Annotated in this window: 17 protein-coding genes; 6 read left to right on the forward strand and 11 right to left on the reverse strand. The window is 67.5% G+C overall.

Features of this window, described 5'->3' with window-relative positions; all coding sequences use genetic code 11:
* Positions 1-88: 88 nt before the first annotated feature.
* Positions 89-790, reverse strand: coding sequence for a TorF family putative porin (locus AC06FD_RS19675; protein ID WP_259209947.1), 702 nt, complete (start codon positions 788-790; stop codon positions 89-91).
* A gap of 194 nt (positions 791-984) precedes the next feature.
* Here AC06FD_RS19675 and kbl point away from each other — a divergent pair, with 194 nt between their 5' ends.
* Positions 985-2,196, forward strand: a complete 1,212-nt coding sequence (gene kbl / locus AC06FD_RS19680; protein ID WP_259209945.1) for a glycine C-acetyltransferase — start codon at positions 985-987, stop codon at positions 2,194-2,196.
* A gap of 116 nt (positions 2,197-2,312) precedes the next feature.
* On the opposite strand, the gene AC06FD_RS19685 is transcribed toward kbl, so the two are convergent.
* From AC06FD_RS19685 to AC06FD_RS19700, 4 genes are all read right to left on the reverse strand, one after another.
* The gene (locus tag AC06FD_RS19685) at positions 2,313-2,657 is read right to left on the reverse strand and encodes a hypothetical protein (protein ID WP_259209942.1); all 345 of its coding nucleotides are present in this window, start codon (positions 2,655-2,657) and stop codon (positions 2,313-2,315) included.
* A gap of 92 nt (positions 2,658-2,749) precedes the next feature.
* The gene (locus AC06FD_RS19690; RefSeq protein ID WP_478078691.1) at positions 2,750-3,583 is read right to left on the reverse strand and encodes a pseudouridine synthase; all 834 of its coding nucleotides are present in this window, start codon (positions 3,581-3,583) and stop codon (positions 2,750-2,752) included.
* A 22-nt stretch (positions 3,584-3,605) separates the two neighbouring features.
* Positions 3,606-4,115, reverse strand: coding sequence for a hypothetical protein (locus tag AC06FD_RS19695; protein WP_259209939.1), 510 nt, complete (start codon positions 4,113-4,115; stop codon positions 3,606-3,608).
* 552 nt (positions 4,116-4,667) lie between these two features.
* Positions 4,668-5,759, reverse strand: a complete 1,092-nt coding sequence (locus tag AC06FD_RS19700; protein ID WP_259209936.1) for an OmpA family protein — start codon at positions 5,757-5,759, stop codon at positions 4,668-4,670.
* Between the two features lie 368 nt (positions 5,760-6,127).
* Here AC06FD_RS19700 and AC06FD_RS19705 point away from each other — a divergent pair, with 368 nt between their 5' ends.
* From AC06FD_RS19705 to AC06FD_RS19725, 5 genes are all read left to right on the forward strand, one after another.
* Positions 6,128-7,153: a zinc-binding alcohol dehydrogenase family protein gene (locus AC06FD_RS19705; protein ID WP_449335869.1), complete on the forward strand. Its 1,026-nt coding sequence runs from the start codon at positions 6,128-6,130 to the stop codon at positions 7,151-7,153.
* Between the two features lie 108 nt (positions 7,154-7,261).
* Positions 7,262-7,873, forward strand: coding sequence for a membrane protein YczE (gene yczE / locus AC06FD_RS19710; protein WP_478078692.1), 612 nt, complete (start codon positions 7,262-7,264; stop codon positions 7,871-7,873).
* Between the two features lie 166 nt (positions 7,874-8,039).
* On the forward strand, positions 8,040-10,085 hold the full coding sequence (locus tag AC06FD_RS19715) for an oxidoreductase (protein WP_478078693.1): 2,046 nt from the start codon (positions 8,040-8,042) through the stop codon (positions 10,083-10,085).
* Between the two features lie 290 nt (positions 10,086-10,375).
* Positions 10,376-10,834, forward strand: coding sequence for a cell wall hydrolase (locus AC06FD_RS19720; protein ID WP_259209928.1), 459 nt, complete (start codon positions 10,376-10,378; stop codon positions 10,832-10,834).
* An 87-nt stretch (positions 10,835-10,921) separates the two neighbouring features.
* Positions 10,922-11,533: a glutathione S-transferase N-terminal domain-containing protein gene (locus AC06FD_RS19725; RefSeq protein WP_259209927.1), complete on the forward strand. Its 612-nt coding sequence runs from the start codon at positions 10,922-10,924 to the stop codon at positions 11,531-11,533.
* Between the two features lie 83 nt (positions 11,534-11,616).
* On the opposite strand, the gene AC06FD_RS19730 is transcribed toward AC06FD_RS19725, so the two are convergent.
* The 6 genes from AC06FD_RS19730 to AC06FD_RS19755 form a co-directional block, all read right to left on the reverse strand.
* Positions 11,617-12,675, reverse strand: a complete 1,059-nt coding sequence (locus tag AC06FD_RS19730; RefSeq protein ID WP_478078694.1) for a suppressor of fused domain protein — start codon at positions 12,673-12,675, stop codon at positions 11,617-11,619.
* Positions 12,676-12,752: 77 nt separating this feature from the next.
* The gene (locus tag AC06FD_RS19735) at positions 12,753-13,283 is read right to left on the reverse strand and encodes a hypothetical protein (protein ID WP_259209922.1); all 531 of its coding nucleotides are present in this window, start codon (positions 13,281-13,283) and stop codon (positions 12,753-12,755) included.
* A 223-nt stretch (positions 13,284-13,506) separates the two neighbouring features.
* Positions 13,507-13,713: a hypothetical protein gene (locus AC06FD_RS19740; protein WP_478078695.1), complete on the reverse strand. Its 207-nt coding sequence runs from the start codon at positions 13,711-13,713 to the stop codon at positions 13,507-13,509.
* Positions 13,714-13,799: 86 nt separating this feature from the next.
* Entirely contained in the window at positions 13,800-15,677 is a 1,878-nt protein-coding gene (gene prpE / locus AC06FD_RS19745; RefSeq protein ID WP_394163980.1) for a propionate--CoA ligase, read from the reverse strand.
* Positions 15,678-16,392: 715 nt separating this feature from the next.
* Positions 16,393-17,379 carry a malate dehydrogenase gene (locus AC06FD_RS19750; protein ID WP_019186175.1) on the reverse strand — a complete coding sequence of 329 codons (987 nt, stop codon included), beginning with the start codon at positions 17,377-17,379 and terminating at the stop codon, positions 16,393-16,395.
* Positions 17,380-17,503: 124 nt separating this feature from the next.
* Positions 17,504-17,998: a peptidylprolyl isomerase gene (locus AC06FD_RS19755; RefSeq protein ID WP_259209917.1), complete on the reverse strand. Its 495-nt coding sequence runs from the start codon at positions 17,996-17,998 to the stop codon at positions 17,504-17,506.
* Positions 17,999-18,077 lie beyond the last annotated feature (79 nt).

An 18,077-nucleotide genomic window follows, 5' to 3' on the forward strand; every position in this document is an offset into this window, starting at 1 on the left:
GCCCGACACGGGCCGCCCCCGGCACGGAAACGAAAAAGGCGCCCATCGGGCGCCTTTTTCATGACCGGCGATGCGCGCCCGCCGTGGCCTACTTGCCGACGGAGAAGGTCAGCACCACGCGGTTGTCGGCCAGCTTGCCGAAGTTGTCCTTGCCGTTGCCGTCGGTGCCGTAATAGCCCAGGCCCACGGTCACCATGCCGATCGCCTTGCTCACGCCCACGTTCCAGTCGGTGTAATCGTTGCCGACATCCTTCTCGAAGGTGCTGCGCCCCAGGTTGGCGGTCACAGCGAAATCATGGGCCAGCGGCCACTCCGCGCCCACCCCGTAGTACCAGCCATCGGTCCCGGAATTCCACACATCGTTGCTGTAGGCCACCGTCGCGCTGTAGTGCTCGGCGAACGTGGTCTTGGTGATGAGTTCGTTGTAGGCAAGGTCGCTGGCACCCGGGTAGGTGTAGCGGTTGACCATCACATCGACATTGACGTTTTCGCTGACATCGATGTTGTAGCCGACGAAGTAATCCACCTCGAAATCCGGGCTGCCGGCGCCGAAGTCCACGCCGGAGCCCCACACGCCCGCGTACAGCCCGACCGGCGAGGTATAGGTGAAGCCCGCCTGCCCGGTCGGGTTTTCATCGGTCTGGGACGCACCGCGGAAGACGTAATCCGAGACCGCCGTGATGTTCCAGCTGAACGGAGACTCGGCCTCGTCCTGGGCACTGGCGGCGAACGGGGCGATCAGGGCGGCGCAGAGCACAGCGGCGGCGGTACAGCGCGTGGCGTGGTTCATGCGGGGTCTCTCCGGGACGTGGGTGGGCGGATGCGGCGTGGTTTACGGTTTTTTAACCTGATTGATATTGCGATGCAACAATCACGTCTGTAACTGTCTTGGCGCCGTCGCCCCGGCCTGGCCTGCGGTCCAGCCCCCGGCACCGCGTCCCGGCAGGTAAAATCCCGGGTTTCCCGTGCCGAAGACTGCCTGCCATGAGCGATGCCACCTCCGCCCCGCTGACCCAGCACTACGTTGAAGAACTGGAGGCGATCCGCGCCCAGGGCCTGTTCAAGTCCGAACGCATCATCACCAGCCCGCAGTCGGCCGAGATCACCCTGGACGACGGTCGCACGGTGCTCAATTTCTGCGCCAACAACTACCTGGGCCTGGCCGACCATCCCGACCTGATCCAGGCAGCCAAGGACGCCCTGGACAGCCATGGCTTCGGCATGGCCTCGGTGCGCTTCATCTGCGGCACCCAGGACCTGCACAAGCAGCTGGAAAAGCAGATCGCCGACTTCTTCGGAAAGCAGGACACCATCCTGTACGCGGCCTGCTTCGACGCCAACGGCGGCCTGTTCGAGCCGCTGCTGGGCGAGAACGACGCGATCATCTCCGACGCGCTCAACCATGCCTCGATCATCGACGGCGTGCGCCTATGCAAGGCCAAGCGTTTCCGCTACGCCAACTGCGACATGGCCGACCTGGAAGCCCAGCTGCAGGCTGCCGATGCCGCCGGCTGCAAAACCAAGCTGATCACCACCGACGGCGTGTTCTCGATGGACGGCTTCATCGCCCCGCTGGATGAGATCACCGCGCTGGCGAAGAAGTACAACGCGCTGGTGCACATCGACGAGTGCCACGCGACCGGCTTCCTCGGCGCCACCGGCCGCGGCTCGGCCGAGGTCAAGGGCGTGCTGGAGAAGATCGACATCATCACCGGCACCCTGGGCAAGGCCATGGGCGGCGCGCTGGGCGGCTTCACCTGTGCCAGCGCCGAGGTGATCGAACTGCTGCGCCAGCGCTCGCGCCCGTACCTGTTCTCCAACTCGCTGCCGCCGCACGTGGTCGCCGCCGGCATCAAGGCCTTCGAGATGCTGGCCGCCGCCGACGACCTGCGCAGCACCCTGGCCGAGAACACCGCCTACTTCCGCCAGAAGATGACCGCCGCCGGTTTCGACGTGAAGCCCGGCGTGCACCCGATCAGCCCGGTGATGCTGTACGACGCGCCGTTGGCGCAGACGTTCGCCGAGCGCCTGCTGGAAGAAGGCATCTACGCGATCGGTTTCTTCTTCCCGGTGGTGCCCAAGGGCCAGGCGCGCATCCGCACCCAGATCAGCGCCGCGCATACGCGTGCCCACCTGGACCGGGCGATCGATGCGTTCACCCGCATCGGCGTCGAGCTGGGCGTGATCAAGAACTGACGCCCCTCCCTCGGGTGGCGCCACCGCAGGGGTGGCGGCCCTCCGCAGCGGTGCCATGAACACCTGGCCGGGGCACGCCTGCGTGCCCCCGCCGACCCACGTCCGGCGTTACCCGCTTACTTCTTCTTTTTCTTCTTGTCCTTGGCCTGTTCTTTGCTGGCCACCACCACCGGTGCCGCCACCGGGCGGTCCTGGCCATTGCCCTTGGCCACGCGGATGCCATTGGCCTTCATCCAGGCGTCGAACTCATCGGCGGACATTTTCTTGTCGCCATTGCTCATCATGAAGCGGTAGCTGCCGCGCCCATCGAGTTCGGGCGTTTTGACTTCCACCATGTTCTCGATGACCGGCGCATCGGCCTTGGCCGTTTGCTTGTGGCCGCCACAGGCGGTCAGCAGCACGGCCGGCAGCAGCAGGCAGGCGCCACGGAACAGCGGGCGGTTGAGGAGGTTGGCGTGCATGGGGGAATCTCCCGGTAGTGAATGGAACGTCGGGTACAAGGCCATCCATTGCCCGGTTCGGTCTGCCTGCCACGCACGGGCAGGCTGGAAAGTCACGGCGGGGCCGCGGCGCCATCGGCCGCGGCATACAACGCATCCAGATCGTGTGGGCTCAGCTCGCGCCAGGCCCCCTTGCCCAGCTCGCCCATCGGCAGCTGCCCGATGGCCACGCGCACCAGGCGCAGCACGTTGATGTCCAGGGCAGCGAGGAGGCGGCGGATGTGCCGGTTGCGGCCTTCGTCGAGCACCACTTCCAGCCAGGCGGTCTTCTCACCGCTGCGCAGCAGCGTGGCGCGGCGCGCGCGCAGCCGTTCGCCCTCTTCTTCCACGCCCGTGCACAGCGCCTGCAACTGGGCGGCATCGGGAATGGCGTCGATCTGCACGTGGTAGGTTTTGTCCGGGCCGGTGGCCGGATCGGTCAGCCGCGCCGCCCACTGCGGGTCGTTGCTGAACAACAGCAGCCCTTCGCTGGCCTTGTCCAGGCGCCCCACCGGGGCGATCCAGGGCAGGCCCGCGCCATCGAAGCACCGGTAGACGGTGTCGCGGCCCTGCTCGTCCTGCGCGGTGGTGACCAGGCCGCGCGGCTTGTTGAGCATGAGGTGGATGCGCCGCAGAGCGTCGAGCGGCTGGCCGTCGACGCGCACCTGGTGGCGCCCGTCGACAATGGGGAATTCGGGATTGTTGATGACGCGGCCATCGACGGTGACCCGCCCGGCCTGGATCCAGCGCGCCGCCTCTGTGCGTGAACACAGGCCGGCCTTGGACAACACGCGCGCCAGGCCGTGGCGCGTGGCGCCGTCACTGCGCGCGGGACTTGCCGGTGACGCACGCCGCTCGGGGCGGCGTGGTCGGGATGCAGGCGCGGCGGGGGGCCGGCGTGTGCTCATCGTGCTCCGCGCAGCGCGCGGCTTACTTCTTCTCGCCCGGCTTGGTGTCAGCCGGTGCGTCGGCGGCAGCCGGTGCGGCGGCGGGAACCGGACGTGCCTTGACCACGCGCACACCGCGCGCCTTCATCCAGGCGTCGAACTCTTCGGCGGTCATGCGCTTGCCGTTCTGGCTCATGTCGAAGCGCCACGGGGTATTGTCGAATTCGGTCGCCGGCTTGTAGGCGGCCGGGTCGTTGGCCTTGATCGCCGGTGCGCCGGGCATGGCCTTGGCGATGTTCTGGCAGCCGTCGATGCGCAGGCGCTGCAGGACGCGGTCGAGCGACTGCTGCTGGTCGAAATTGGAGGTGAGCACGCCAGCGGGCATGCCAAGCTGGACGTTGCGGATGTAAAGTTCTTCGGCAACCGGCGCGATGGCGGTGGCCGGCAGCGGCAGCGGCGAGGCGCTGATGGCACGTGCCGAGCAATCCACGGCTGCGTAGGCGGTGGGGATCAGGGCCAGGCCGAGCACGGCGGCCAGTGCGATACGCAGCATGGGATGCATCCAGGGAATAGGGTGACGCGGCGAGTTTAACAGCGCCACAACGGCTTTCAAGATCCCACATTCAATGAATACGGCAACTTGTTGGATTTATTGTTGATTTCTTCTTCGATCCCTTAAACGCTGGCTTCGATCGGGTGATACGCGAGCGTAAGGGCCCCGTCGCGGCCGGTAGGCCCCTGGCGCAGTGTCCCCCGGCCGCGGGGCGGCCTCCTCCTTTATTTTGCCCAGGAGCCTACCGACCGCGACGGGGCTCGCTTGCGGTGCGGAGGTCGAAGCCAGGCTTTTCTCACTTCCGTCGGTGGGTCGGGCGCTGGGGTCCCATGCCCTTTCCGGCGAATGTCCCCCGGCGTCGGCCTGCGGCCGCCCCCTCCTCCTTTATTTCGCCTCCAAGGGCATGGGACCCCAGCGCCCGACCCACCCACACCCGCGTCACCAACGCTCCAAAGCGCGCCACATGCTTGTCGCCGCCCGGGATGGAAAAAAAGAACAAAAAAAGGGCCCGGCAATGCCGGGCCCTCTTCTGAGGCTGTACTACCAGAAGGATTAGTTCTGGACGTTCAGCTCGGTACGACGGTTCTTTGCACGACCTTCCGGGTTGTCCGAACCATCCGGGTTGGTGTTCGGAGCAATCGGACGGCTCTCGCCGTAGCCGATCGGACCCACCAGACGCGAAGCGGACACGCCGTTCTTGGTCAGGTAGTCATACACGGTGGTGGCGCGACGCTCCGACAGCTTCTGGTTGTAAGCGTCGGTACCCTTCGAGTCGGTGTGACCGGCAACTTCAACGCGCAGATCCGGGTAACGCTTCAGGATCTCGGTGGCTTCGCTCAGGATCGCCACGGCGTCCGGACGCAGGGTCGCCTTGTCGAAGTCGAAGTTCACGCCCTTCAGATCGATGGAGACCGGCACCGGGCAACCGTCCGGACCGATGGTCTGACCCGGCTGCGAATCCGGGCACTTGTCGTCGCAGTTGTTGACGCCGTCGCCGTCGTCATCCAGGTCTGCGCAGCTCGGAGCCACCGGAGCCGGGGCAACCACAGCAGCGGTCGGGGCCGGGCCCAGCGGGATCACGACGCCGACCGAAGCCAGCACGTCGCCGAACCAGCTCTCGTCCGGAGCGGAAACGCTCTGGTCGTCGAAATCAGCGCGGTACGCCACTTCGGCGCGGACAGCAACGCGCTTTTCGAAGGTGGTCTGCAGGCCGACACCGACCTTGGCGCCGAGGTTGCCGTCCTTGCGCTCACGCGGACCGTTCAGGTTCAGCGAGCCGTACTCTTCTTCCGACTTCTGGTAGCCCAGACCCATCAGCAGGTAGGGGTTCCAGCCGCGGCCTTCAGAGATGAAGTGGCGACGCAGGTCGAGCGAGACGCCGTACTGGCTCCAGTTCAGATCCTGGTTGGCATCGAAGTTCGGGTTCTGGTAGTTCAGCTCGCCGTCCAGCGACCAGTTGGGGCTGATGAACTTACCGAGGCCCAGGGTCACGAACGGAGCGTCGTTGGTCAGACGGTCGCTATCCTGGAAGTTGAAGCCGGCCGAACCGGTCAGGTACCAGCGGTCATCAAAATCCTGCGCCGATGCAGCCTGGGCGAAAGCCAGACCGCCCAGCAGCGCGGCAGTAAGGATCTTCTTGTTCATTGAGTACAGCTCCTATTTCGGGGGTATGAAACCGGTAGAGGCATGGGCCAGCACCTGCGTCGTTTTCAGACTGCCGATTCAGCACGCCACCGCCGCGAACATTATGCTCAGGAGGGTGAAGGTGATGTTAACGGTCACGTAACATGTGAAGACGACGGCCAGACCTCTACCCGGCCCAGCTGGTGGCACCCTATACAGGTTGATGAAATTGCGCAAGACCCAGCAACGACAAGGGTTTTCGCATCCCCTACCGGGCGTGTCACATCCGCCGCATTATTCCGCAGCGTAACGCGCAGCGTCTTGATTCAGCGCAGGAACAGCGTTGTATACGGTCGTATGATGGATGCGAATCCTGCGTGGGAGCCGCCATGAAAGCCGTGGGTTTAACGCGTTACCTGCCGATCGACGACCCCGCCTCGCTGCTCGACCTGAACGTGCCGCCACCGGGAATTCCCACCGGCGCGGATCTGCTGGTTCGCGTCCACGCGGTATCGGTCAACCCGGTGGACACCAAACAACGCGCGCCGCGCGCGCAGCAAGAGGACCCGCCGCGCATCCTCGGCTACGACGCCGCCGGCGTGGTGGACGCGGTCGGGCCGGAGGTCACCGCGTTCCTGCCCGGTGACGAAGTCTATTACGCCGGCGATGTCACCCGTCCCGGCTGCAACGCGCAGTGGCAATGGGTGGATGAGCGGTTGGTGGGGCGCAAGCCGGCCACGCTGGATTTCGCCGATGCCGCCGCATTGCCGCTGACCGCGTTGACCGCGTGGGAACTGCTGTTCCAGCGCATGCCATTACAGTTCGATGACCGCCGTCATGCCGGCCAGGTACTGCTGGTCATCGGCGGCGCCGGCGGCGTGGGCTCGATCGCGATCCAGTTGGCGCGCCACGCGGGCTTCACCGTGGTGGCCACCGCCTCACGCGAGGCCTCCGCGCAGTGGTGCCGGCAGATGGGCGCCCACCACGTGATCGACCATCGCCACCCCTTGCCCGCCCAGCTGCAGGCATTGGACATCGCGCAGGTGCATGTCGCCCTCAACCTCGCCGACACCGACCGCTATTGGGACGTGCTGGGGGAGCTGCTGGCACCGCAGGGGCATGTGGGCCTGATCGTCGAGCCGCGCGATGCAGTGCGCATCGGCGACCCGTACAAGGCCAAGTGCATCGGGATCCATTGGGAATTCATGTTCGCCCGCGCCAGGTTCCGCACTGCGGACAGGATCGAACAGCACCGCATCCTGAGCCGGGTAGCCAGCCTGGTCGACGCCGGCGCGCTGCGCAGCACGCGCAGTGCGCACCTGGGCGTGATCAATGCGGCCAACCTGCGCCAGGCCCACCGCCAATTGGAAAGCGGCAGCACGATCGGCAAGCTGGTGCTGTCCGGCTGGGAGTGACGGCACCCGCGCGCCGACCGCGGCTGTCGGCGCACATTGCCACCTATCTGTATCTGTCGGCCCTCCCCCGTCCGACCTACATTCAAGGGCCCTCCCGGTGATGTCGCCATGCCCACCTCGCTCCCGCTGCGCCTGCTGCAACTGCTGATCGGCCTGTTCCTGTACGGCATGGGGGCGGCAGTGATGATCCGCGCCGCGATCGGGGTGGCGCCCTGGGACGTGCTTTCTCAGGGCATCGCCCTGCAGACGCCCCTGTCGTTCGGCGTGGCCACCAATGTTGTCGGCGCGCTGGTGCTGCTGCTGTGGTGGCCGATCCGCCAGAAGCCCGGCCTGGGCACGGTGCTCAACGTGATGCTGATCGGCCCCAGCGCGCAGTTCGGCCTGTGGCTGCTGCCGGAGGTGCATGGCCTGGCGTGGCAGATCCCGATGTTCCTGTCCGGCCTGCTGATCGTCGCCCTGGCCACCGGCCTGTACATCGGCGCGCGTTTCGGCCCCGGCCCCCGCGATGGCCTGATGACCGGCCTGCACGCCCGCACCGGCTGGCCGATCTGGGGGGTGCGCAGCGGGATCGAAGGCAGCGTGCTGGTCATCGGCTGGCAGCTCGGCGGCAACGTCGGCGTCGGCACCCTCGCCTTCGCGCTGTTGATCGGCCCACTGTGCGGCGTGACCCTGCCGCTGTTCGGCATCCGCAAGCCTGCCCCGGCGGCAGCCACGCCCTGAGGGCATCCGGGCCCGCGTAGTGCTGGCCAATGGTGGCGGCATGCCCGGGGGCCCGTGGTTCGCACCGCAAACCGCGGGCGAAGCGCGAAGGATGCCGCGAAGCGCCCCCTTGCTTGTGAGGGCCTTTCGCGGCACCCTTCGCGCTTCCGTACGCAAGCGTATCGACATGTCGCCAGCCGCCGAGTCCCCCGCCGAATCCCCCGCCTATCCGCACCTGTTCGCTCCGCTGGACCTGGGCTTCACCCAGCTGCGCAATCGCATCCTGATGGGGTCCATGCACACCGGCCTGGAGGACCGCGCCCGCGACTTCCCGCGCCTGGCCGCCTACTTCGCCGAGCGCGCTGCCGGCGGCGTGGGGCTGATCGTCACCGGCGGCTTTGCGCCGAACGTGGTCGGCTGGCTCAAGCCGTTCGGCGGCAAATTGTCCTGGCCGTGGGAGGTCCGCCCGCATCGCCAGGTGACGGCCGCGGTGCACGCCAACGGCGGCAAGATCTGCCTGCAGCTGCTGCATGCCGGCCGCTATGCCTACCACCCCCTGTCGGTGGCACCGTCGAAGCAGAAGGCACCGATCAATCCGTTCACCCCCCGCGCGCTGTCCGCCGGCGGCGTGGAGCGCCATATCGCCGATTACGCGCGCAGCGCGCGGCTGGCGCGCGAGGCCGGCTATGACGGCGTCGAAGTGATGGGCTCGGAAGGCTATCTGATCAACGAGTTCATCGCCCCGCGCACCAACAAGCGCAACGACCGCTGGGGCGGCGATGCGGCCCAGCGCATGCGCTTTGCCGTGGAGATCGTGCGCCGCATCCGCGAAGCGTGCGGCCCGGACTTCATCATCATCTACCGCCTGTCGCTGGTCGACCTGGTCGAGGACGGCAGCAACTGGGCGGAAATCGTGGAGCAGGCCAAGGCGATCGAAGCCGCCGGCGCCACGCTGATCAACGCCGGCATCGGCTGGCATGAAGCACGCATCCCCACCATCGCCACCTCGGTGCCGCGCGCGGCGTTCGCCGGGGTCACCGCCAAGCTGAAGCCGCACGTGCAGGTGCCGGTGATCGCCACCAACCGCATCAACATGCCCGACGTGGCCGAGCGCATCCTGGCCGGCGGCGGCGCGGACATGGTGTCGCTGGCGCGCCCGTTGCTGGCCGATCCGGAGTGGGCCAACAAGGCCCGCGCCGGTCGGCCCGAGGCGATCAATACCTGCATTGCCTGCAACCAGGCGTGCCTGGACCACGTGTTCGAGAACAAGACCGCCAGCTGCCTGGTCAACCCGCGTGCCGCGCACGAGACCGAGCTGGTCTACCGCCCGGTTACCGTGGCCAAGCGTGTGGCGGTGGTCGGCGCCGGCCCGGCCGGCCTGGCGTGCGCCACGGTCGCGGCCGGGCGCGGCCACGCGGTCACCCTGTTCGACGCCGGCAGCGAGATCGGCGGCCAGTTCAACGTGGCCAAGCGCATCCCGGGCAAGGAAGAATTCCACGAGACCCTGCGGTACTTCCGCCACACCCTCGAGCAGACCGGCGTGGACGTGAAGCTGGGTACCGTGGCCGACGTGGCCACGCTGGCCGGCTTCGACGAGGTGGTGGTGGCCACCGGGATCACCCCGCGTCGGGTCGACTTCCCCGGCGCCGACCACCCCAAGGTGGTCAACTACCTGGACGTGCTGCTTGGCCGGGTCCAGGCCGGCGCACAGGTGGCGATCATCGGCGCTGGCGGGATCGGCTTCGATGTCGGCGAGTTCCTCGTCCATGATGGTCCGTCCAGCGCGCTGGACCCGGCCCGCTGGATGGCCGAATGGGGCGTGGATCCCACCTTCGAAGGGCGCGGCGCGTTGGCCAGGCCGGCGCCGGAGCCGGCCGCGCGCAAGGTCTGGCTGCTGCAGCGCAGCCCGGGCAAGCCCGGCGCCCGGCTGGGCAAGACCACCGGCTGGATCCATCGCGCCACGCTCAAGGCCAAGGGCGTGAAAATGCTCGGCGGCGTGGAGTACCTGGGCGTGGACGATGACGGCCTGCGCATCCGCATCGATGGCCAGGAACAGACCCTCCCGGTCGACCACGTGGTGGTCTGTGCCGGGCAGGAACCGCGCCGCGATCTGCATGCGGCACTGCAGGCGGCCGGGATCAACGCGCACCTGATCGGCGGCGCGGATGTCGCCGCGGAACTGGACGCCAAGCGCGCCATCCACCAGGGAAGCCACCTCGCCGCCGCACTCTGAGGGCGCCCGACAGCGACCTGAATACGGACCCGTGAACGCGATCCTAGCCCCGCTCCGAACCTGAATGTCAAGCCTTCGGGTTCAGGATGCATTGGGAAATGGCCCCCTATCGTGCGCCAACTTTCCCGCTCACCACCCAGTTCGAGTGAGCGCGCGGACCCCACGTCTTGTTCGGGTCCGCTCCCGGGCGGCCCCGATGGCCGCCTCCCCATGACGCCAAGTCGTACCCTCGCCCCGTCCGCACGATCGGATGGACAGCCAGGTGCGGCCCACACGGAGCAAGGAGATTTATGAAACTGGCCTGGATTCTCTGGCTGTCACAGTTGTTGCCGCAGCCTGCCGCCGATTCGTTGTGCCTGAGCACGACCGTCTACCTCGAAGCGCGTGACCAGACCCTGCGCGGCCAGCAAGCCGTCGCGGAGGTGGCCCTGCGCCGGCTGGACAGCGGCCTGTGGGGCGACTCGATGTGCAAGGTGGTCACCGCGCGCAAGCAGTTCGCCCCGACCATCGTCGCCCCCGGCACCCAGCTGGGCAACGCGGACGCCTGGCAGGAAGCAATGACCGTGGCCTTCGATGCCGAACGCAACTGGGCCCTGCCGGCCGGTGAGCGCAAGGAGATCGTGCCCGGGGCGAGCCACTTCGCCGCGCTGTCGATCGCCAACCCGAGCTGGCGCAACGCCTACCAGGTGGCCACGATCGGCGACCACACCTTCTACCGCGTGCAGAAACTCAAGCCGCGCGCGTCGTAACGATCTGTTACGGCCATACCGTTGAGGATACGGGTCCCGCTCTGGAATAGTGAGCGGCTGCCCCATCACCCTCCCAACGGAGTTCCCATGAAGCTGTACAGCAAGCCCGGTGCCTGCTCCACCGCCGACCACATCGCCCTGCAGTGGACCGGCCAGCCGTTCGAGGTGGAACTGCTCGACAAGGACACCCTGAAGGCGCCGGCGTTCCTGAAGATCAATCCGGCCGGCTCGGTGCCGGCGGTGGTCGATGGCGATTTCATCCTGACCCAGAACGCGGCGATCATGGGCTACATCGCCGATACCTACCCGCAGGCCGGCCTGGCCGGTGACGGCAGCGCCCAGCAGCGCGCCGAGGCCACCCGCTGGTTGTCCTTCGTCAACTCGGACCTGCACCCGGCGTTCAAGCCGCTGTTCGGCCCGGGCACTTTCATCGAAGACGACAGCCAGTACGACGCCATCCGCGCCACCGCGCTCAAGCGCCTGCGCGGCCTGTTCGAACGTGCCGACAAGCAGCTCGCCGACCGCCCGTGGCTGGCCGGTTTCCGCAGCTTTGCCGACCCGTACTTCTACATCACCCTGCGCTGGGCAGCGGGCGCCAAGGTCGACCTGAGCGGCCTGGACAACATCGCCGCCTACAAGAAGCGCATGGACGCCGATGCCGGCGTGCAGGCCACGCTGAAGGCCGAAGGCCTGAGCTGAGTCGTTCGGCGTTGCGCATATATAAGAAGAGAGCCCGGCACTGCCGGGCTCTCTTTTTTGTGCCGGTAGCACCCTGCGCCCTGCTAGCCGAGCGTACGCACCACGTTGCCGCTGGCGTCGCGCAGCTCGGTCGGCACCACCCGGATCCGCAGGCGGCCACCGGGCAGCGGGTAGGTGCCGCGCTGGGCCTGCACGTGCTCCAGCACGCCGCGCAGGGTGGCCGGGCTGAGCACGCAGCGCGCGCTGTCCTGTTCGAGCGCGACATGGTCGGCCTCGCCCGGTTCGAAGCGCCAGCTTCGCTCGCGGTCGGCCAGGGTCAGCGCACGGCCGTGGTCCAGCCGCAGTGGCAACAGCTCCAGCACGCCCGGCACCTGGCCGGCGCCGAGCACCAGTTCGACGGTATCGCCCTCCACCGCCCATCCAAGCGTTTCGATGAACAGCATGCCGGTGGTGGAGCCCTCGCGGGCGCTGCCGGCCTCGACCGCCGCGGCCAGCGCCGGATCGGCCAGCAGCGAGCCGCGCTGCAGGTCGGTGATCCACAGCGGCATGGCCGGCGCCAACGCGTCCAGCACGCCCTGCGTCGACCAGCGCCGCACCGCGGCCATCTCGTCATCGCTCAGGCCTACCACCTGCAGGAAACGCACACGGCCGTTGGCGGTGTCACGCGCCGGCAGTTGCGGATCCTCGACCAGGGCCAGGTGGCGCAGCACGGTATCGGTCTCCAGCGCGATCGGACCGTTGGCGTCCAGATGGTGGCCGGCCTCGAACACATTGCCGCTGCCGAATACATAACGCGCCAGGTTCTGCAGCAGGTTCATCGGCCACACCGGCGGCGCGGCGTCCGGCGCCTCTCCCGGCGCGGCGGCCAGGCGGAAGGTCAGTTCGAAACCGTAGCCGCTGTCAGCCGCGTCATCGCTCTGCTTGTCGTACAGCTCGGAGAAGCCGTAGGTGACGTAGTGCCAGTGCGGGCGCGGGGCGTCGGCCCAGTACACGCTGATGCCGTCCAGCGGATCGTCGCCGCCCAATGTGTAGGGCAGCGCCGTGCCGTAATGCTTCGGCTCCTGGCCGGGATACAGCGCGGCCAGCGCCGCGTTGATCGCATCCCAGCCCGGGGTGCCGTCATCGTCCTTCGTGGGGTCCATCGCGTGGCTCCTGCGGGTGTAGCCAGGCAAGGTAACGCCCGGGCGCGACGACCACCACCCTTCCAAGACGCCACGATTCAGCCAGGAACCGCGGTCGCCGTGTCCGGCACCGCTGTCGCTGGCGCGGCGGGTGCGTCGAGCAGCGCATGGGTGTCGCTCAGCCAGCGGCTGGCCAACGCCGGGCTCCTGGCCTTGGCGACCGCGGCGGCCATGTCCGGCCACAGTTTCTCCAACGCGCCGGCATCGGTGCACCGCTCGATCTTGAGCTGCATGAAATAGCCCTTGAGCCCGAGGTGCCTGCGCACCGATTCGCTCATCCAGTCGTACAGGCGCTTGTACAGGTCCGGATCCTGCTCGCGGCCGGCGGTGAGCGTGCGCGCGGCCGGTGCCGCAACCGCGCCGCCAACCACTTCGATCAGTCCGGCCTGCGCCAGTTGTGCCAATGCGTCCTCCGGCGCGCGCAGGCCCGGTAACAGCGCGGTCAACGCGTCGTCATCGCGCTGACCATCGACCATCAGCAGAATGGACCGCAATGCCGGCGGCAGGCGCCGCGCGCGGTCTTCGATTTCCTGACGGCCCGCGGCCGTCTTGGCATGGATGTAGGCCATGTGGTGGTTCCCCCTGTCACTGCGGTGTTGCCACGCCCGGCAGCCAGCCCTCGGCCGGTGCCCGTACGTCCCCTTGCGACCGTTCCAGGTGGTTGCCCACGCCGGCGCCCCCGTGCGCGCCGTGTCCCCAGCACGCACCGCCAGGCCCCGGGGCCTGCAGCGGTCACGTTCGGAGCTTACCTGAGGCCGGCCGCCACCGATAATGCGCTGCAGCACGCATCGGTCAGGCGTCGGCGCGGAACTGCAGATGCCGGCGGTAGCGCGGATGAGGACCAGGAGCAGGACCGGCAACGCGATCGTGCAAGAAGTTCAGTCGTCGCGAGTGCCACCCCGCCTCGGCAATCGGATACACCGCATGGGCCAGCAGGCCGCCCCAGCCGATCGCCGCAGCCAGCGCCCTGCCCGCCCGCATCCTGTATTCGACAGCCATGCTGCGCCGCACGGCGACCGGGTCCGCGGCGGCCCCATCCGGGGCCGCGCCTGCATGTTCGTCCCCGGCGAAGCGGACGGTGCGGGTCAGTGCCCCAGCGCGCGCCGGATCTCATCAAGTGCCGCCGGATCATCCAGCGTGGACAGATCGCCCGGATCACGCTCTTCGGCCAGCGCCTGCAGCGAGCGCCGCAGCAGCTTGCCCGAGCGGGTCTTGGGCAGGGCGTTGACGATGTGGATGTGCGCCGGTCGCGCCAGCGCGCCCAGCGACTGGGTCACCCGCTGCATCATCTCGGTGATCACCGCGCTGCCGTCACCCTCCACCGCCTGGCGCAGGGTGACGAACACCAGCGGCACCTGGCCCTTCAACTCGTCCTTGACCCCGATCACCGCCGCCTCGGCCACCAGCGGGTGGCCGGAGATGCACTCTTCGATCTCGCGCGTGCCCAGGCGGTGCCCGGCCACGTTGATCACATCGTCGGTGCGGCCCAGGATGAAGGTGTAGCCATCCTCGTCGCGGATCGCCCAGTCCAGCGAGCTGTACAGCAGCTCCTTGAAGTGGCTGAAATAGCTCTGCAGGAAGCGGTCGTCGTCCTTCCATACCGTGCTCATGCAGCCCGGCGGCAACGGCGGGGTCATCACCAGCACGCCCTTCTGCCCGGGCGCGACTTCGTCGCCGGTGTTCTCGTCGATCACCTTCATCTTGTAGCCGAGGTTGGGGAAGCCGGGCGAGCCGAAGCGCACCGGCTTCATGTCCACGCCGGGCAGCAATGTCAGCGCCGGCCAGCCGGTTTCGGTCTGCCAGTAGTTGTCGATGATCGGCTTGCCCAGCGCATCGTTGATCCAGTGCGCGGTCGGCTCGTCGAGGGGTTCGCCGGCCAGGAACACGTACTTGAGCGCATCCAGGTCGTGGCGGGTGATGAAGTCGGTGTCGTGCTTCTTCAGCACGCGGATGGCGGTGGGCGAGGAGAACAGCGTGCGCACGCCATATTGCTCGCACAGTGCCCACCAGATGCCGGGGTCGGGGTGGGTCGGCAGCCCTTCGTAGAGCAGCGAGGTGCAGCCACCGATCAGCGGCCCGTACACGTTGTAGGAATGGCCAACCGCCCAGCCCACGTCCGAGGTGGAGAACATCACCTGTCCCGGCTTGCAGTCGAACACGGTCTGCATCGACTGCGCCATCGCCACCGCGTAGCCGCCCACATCACGCTGCACGCCCTTGGGCTTGCCGGTGGTGCCGGAGGTATACAGCAGGTAGCTGGGCTCGCTGGATTCCAGCCACACCACGGGCACGTCCTGGTCGCCGACTTCCTCGCGCAAGGTGGCGTAGTCGAGGTCGCGGCCGGGCACCTTCGGCTCGGCCGGGTCCAGCCCGCGCGACACGATCAGCACGTGCGGCGGTGGCGAGGCGGCTTCGGCGCACGCGGCATCCACCATCGCCTTGTACGGAATGACCTTGCCTCCGCGCTTGCCGGCATCGGCGGCGATCAGCAGCTTGGGTTGGGCATCATCGATGCGCAGTGCCAGGTTGTGCGCGGCGAAGCCGCCAAACACCACCGAGTGGATCGCGCCGATGCGGGCGCAGGCCAGCATCGCAAACACCGCTTCGGCCATGTTCGGCATGTAGATCACCACGCGGTCGCCGCGGCCGACGTCCAGTCGCTGCAGCACGGCGGCGAAAGCGTTCACCTCGCGATACAGCTCGCGGTAGGTGATCTCGCGGGTCACGTCGGTCTCGGTGGAGATGGCCACCAGCGCCAGCTGGTCGGGTCGCTCGGCCAGGTGCCGATCGACCGCGTTGTAACAGAGGTTGGTTTCCCCACCGACGAACCAGCGCCGGAACGGCGGGGTGCTGTAGTCGAGGATCTGCTCCGGTGCCTTGTGCCAGTAGATGCGCTGCGCCTCCTCGGCCCAGAACGCCTCGGGTTCATCGATGGAACGTCGGTACATTTCCTCGTAACGCATGACAGCCCTCCCAGACAAAGCCATGGGATCGAGCATAGTCCGATGGTCGGTGCCCGACCGTCCGACCTTGGTCGTAGGGCCCGGTAGAGCCGAGCCATGCTCGGCTGCTTCGGCGCCGATCATTGCCGTGCTTCGCACGGCCAGGTAGAGCCGAGCCATGCTCGGCTGCTTCGGCGCCGATCATTGCCGTGCTGCGCACGCCCGGGTAGAGCCGAGCCATGCTCGGCTGCCTCGGCGCCGATCGTTGCCGTGCTGCGCACGGCCAGCCGAGCATGGCTCGGCTATAGGGGTTGTTCGCCGGCAGATCCTTGAACAGCGTGTACCCACCGTTTGTCGAGCAGGTCCGTTGGTGAGGCATGGGACGCCCGACCTCGGTCGCACGGCCGGGTAGAGTCGAGCCATGCTCGGCGGCTTCGGCGCCGATCGTTGCCGTGCTGCGCACGGCCAGCCGAGCATGGCTCGGCTCTACCGGGGCGTGCACCGGCAGATCCTTGACCAGCGTGTACCCACCGTTTGTCGAGCAGAGCCCGCCCTCGGTCGCACGGCCAGGTAGAGCCGAGCCATGCTCGGCTGCTTCGGCGCCGATCGTTGCCGTGCCGCCCACGGCCAGCCGAGCATGGCTCGGCTCTACCGGACGGGCAAAAAAAACGCCAGGCGATGCCTGGCGTTTTTCGTCAACTCACCGACCAACGGTCGGCATGCGCCCGCCGATCGATCAACCCAGCAGGTGGGCCACGCCGGCGCGCTCTTCTTCCAGCTCGGCCAGGGTCTTGTCGATGTACTTCTGGCTGAAGTCGTCCACCGGCAGGTCCTTGACCAGGGTGTACTCACCGTTTTCGGTGGTGACCGCGAAGCCGAAGATCACGCCTTCCGGGATGCCATAGGAGCCGTCGGACGGCACGCCCATGGTGACCCACTTGCCGTTGCTGCCCAGCACCCAGTCACGGATGTGGTCGACGGCAGCATTGGCGGCCGAGGCGGCCGAGGAGGAGCCACGGGCTTCGATGATCGCCGCGCCGCGCTTGCCCACGGTCGGGATGAAGGTGGACGCGTTCCATTCCTGGTCGTTGATCGCTTCGGCGATGGAGGCACCATCGGCGGTGGCGAAACGGTAGTCCGGGTACATGGTCGGGCTGTGGTTGCCCCACACGATCAGCTTCTCCATGCCACCGACCGGCTTGCCGAGCTTGGTCGACAGCTGGCTCAGCGCACGGTTGTGGTCCAGGCGCAGCATGGCGGTGAAGTTGCGCGGGTTCAGGTCCGGTGCCGACTTCATGGCGATGTAGGCATTGGTGTTGGCCGGGTTGCCGACCACCAGCACCTTGACGTCACGCTTGGCGACCTTGTTCAACGCCGCGCCCTGCGCGGTGAAGATCTTGGCGTTTTCCAGCAGCAGGTCCTTGCGCTCCATGCCCGGGCCGCGCGGACGCGCGCCGACCAGCAGGGCGATGTCGGCGTCCTTGAAGGCCACTTCGGCGTCGTCGGTACCGACCATGCCGGCCAGCAGCGGGAACGCGCAGTCTTCCAGTTCCATCATCACGCCGCGCAGGGCGGCCTGGGCCTTGTCGACCGGCAGCTCGAGCAGCTGCAGGATAACCGGCTGGTCCTTGCCCAGCATGTCGCCGGAGGCGATGCGGAACAGCAGGGCGTAGCCGATCTGGCCGGCGGCGCCGGTCACGGCAACACGAACAGGTGCTTTCATGGGGATTTCCTCTGCTAAGAAGCTAAGAAGCGATGGGGGAGATGGCCGCGCGGGCGGGGACAGGCCTGGCGGGGCGGCCGGAACGTGAAAACGGCCCCCTTCACAGGGGGCCGTCGGGATCGGATCAGGCGGCCGGGATGAGCTTGTTCCACTCGGCCACGCGCTCGGCCTGGGCGGCCAGCACGGCGTCGGTGTCGCCTTCCAGGGTGATCGAGTGGATCACGTCGCCCTGCTTCACCGAATCGACGATGGCCTGACCCTCCAGAACCTGGCCGAACACGGTGTGCTTGCCGTCCAGCCAATCGGTCTTGATGTGGGTGATGAAGAACTGGCTGCCGTTCGTGTTCGGGCCGGCATTGGCCATCGACAGCGAACCCACCTGGTGACGCACGCCGTTCTTCTCGTCCTCGAACTTGTAGCCCGGGCCGCCGGTGCCACGACCCTGCGGGCAGCCGCCCTGGATCATGAAATCGGGGATCACGCGGTGGAAGATCAGGCCGTCATAGAAGCCGTGCTTGACCAGGTTCACGAAGTTGGCGACGGTCAGCGGGGCCTTGTCGGCGAACAGCTCGACCTTGATCGGGCCCTGGGTGGTGTCGAAAGTGGCGATGAGGGACATGCAAATCCTTGGGGTACGGGGGTTTGTCGTTAGCCCCATAGGATACACCCGGGACTCGCAGGGGGCCTGCCTGACGATG

The sequence above is a fragment of the Stenotrophomonas sp. Steno-Z1 genome, from assembly GCF_056393175.1.

Coding starts and splice junctions, on each gene's coding strand:
- kbl (WP_259209945.1), top strand. CDS start 985: ATGAGCGATGCCACCTCCGCCCCGCTGACCCAGCACTACGTTGAAGAA.
- AC06FD_RS19675 (WP_259209947.1), bottom strand. CDS start 790: ATGAACCACGCCACGCGCTGTACCGCCGCCGCTGTGCTCTGCGCCGCC.
- AC06FD_RS19725 (WP_259209927.1), top strand. CDS start 10,922: ATGAAGCTGTACAGCAAGCCCGGTGCCTGCTCCACCGCCGACCACATC.
- AC06FD_RS19695 (WP_259209939.1), bottom strand. CDS start 4,115: ATGCTGCGTATCGCACTGGCCGCCGTGCTCGGCCTGGCCCTGATCCCC.
- prpE (WP_394163980.1), bottom strand. CDS start 15,677: ATGCGTTACGAGGAAATGTACCGACGTTCCATCGATGAACCCGAGGCG.
- AC06FD_RS19735 (WP_259209922.1), bottom strand. CDS start 13,283: ATGGCCTACATCCATGCCAAGACGGCCGCGGGCCGTCAGGAAATCGAA.
- AC06FD_RS19740 (WP_478078695.1), bottom strand. CDS start 13,713: ATGGCTGTCGAATACAGGATGCGGGCGGGCAGGGCGCTGGCTGCGGCG.
- AC06FD_RS19715 (WP_478078693.1), top strand. CDS start 8,040: ATGTCGCCAGCCGCCGAGTCCCCCGCCGAATCCCCCGCCTATCCGCAC.
- AC06FD_RS19700 (WP_259209936.1), bottom strand. CDS start 5,759: ATGAACAAGAAGATCCTTACTGCCGCGCTGCTGGGCGGTCTGGCTTTC.
- AC06FD_RS19755 (WP_259209917.1), bottom strand. CDS start 17,998: ATGTCCCTCATCGCCACTTTCGACACCACCCAGGGCCCGATCAAGGTC.
- AC06FD_RS19705 (WP_449335869.1), top strand. CDS start 6,128: ATGAAAGCCGTGGGTTTAACGCGTTACCTGCCGATCGACGACCCCGCC.
- yczE (WP_478078692.1), top strand. CDS start 7,262: ATGCCCACCTCGCTCCCGCTGCGCCTGCTGCAACTGCTGATCGGCCTG.
- AC06FD_RS19720 (WP_259209928.1), top strand. CDS start 10,376: ATGAAACTGGCCTGGATTCTCTGGCTGTCACAGTTGTTGCCGCAGCCT.
- AC06FD_RS19730 (WP_478078694.1), bottom strand. CDS start 12,675: ATGGACCCCACGAAGGACGATGACGGCACCCCGGGCTGGGATGCGATC.
- AC06FD_RS19690 (WP_478078691.1), bottom strand. CDS start 3,583: ATGAGCACACGCCGGCCCCCCGCCGCGCCTGCATCCCGACCACGCCGC.
- AC06FD_RS19685 (WP_259209942.1), bottom strand. CDS start 2,657: ATGCACGCCAACCTCCTCAACCGCCCGCTGTTCCGTGGCGCCTGCCTG.
- AC06FD_RS19750 (WP_019186175.1), bottom strand. CDS start 17,379: ATGAAAGCACCTGTTCGTGTTGCCGTGACCGGCGCCGCCGGCCAGATC.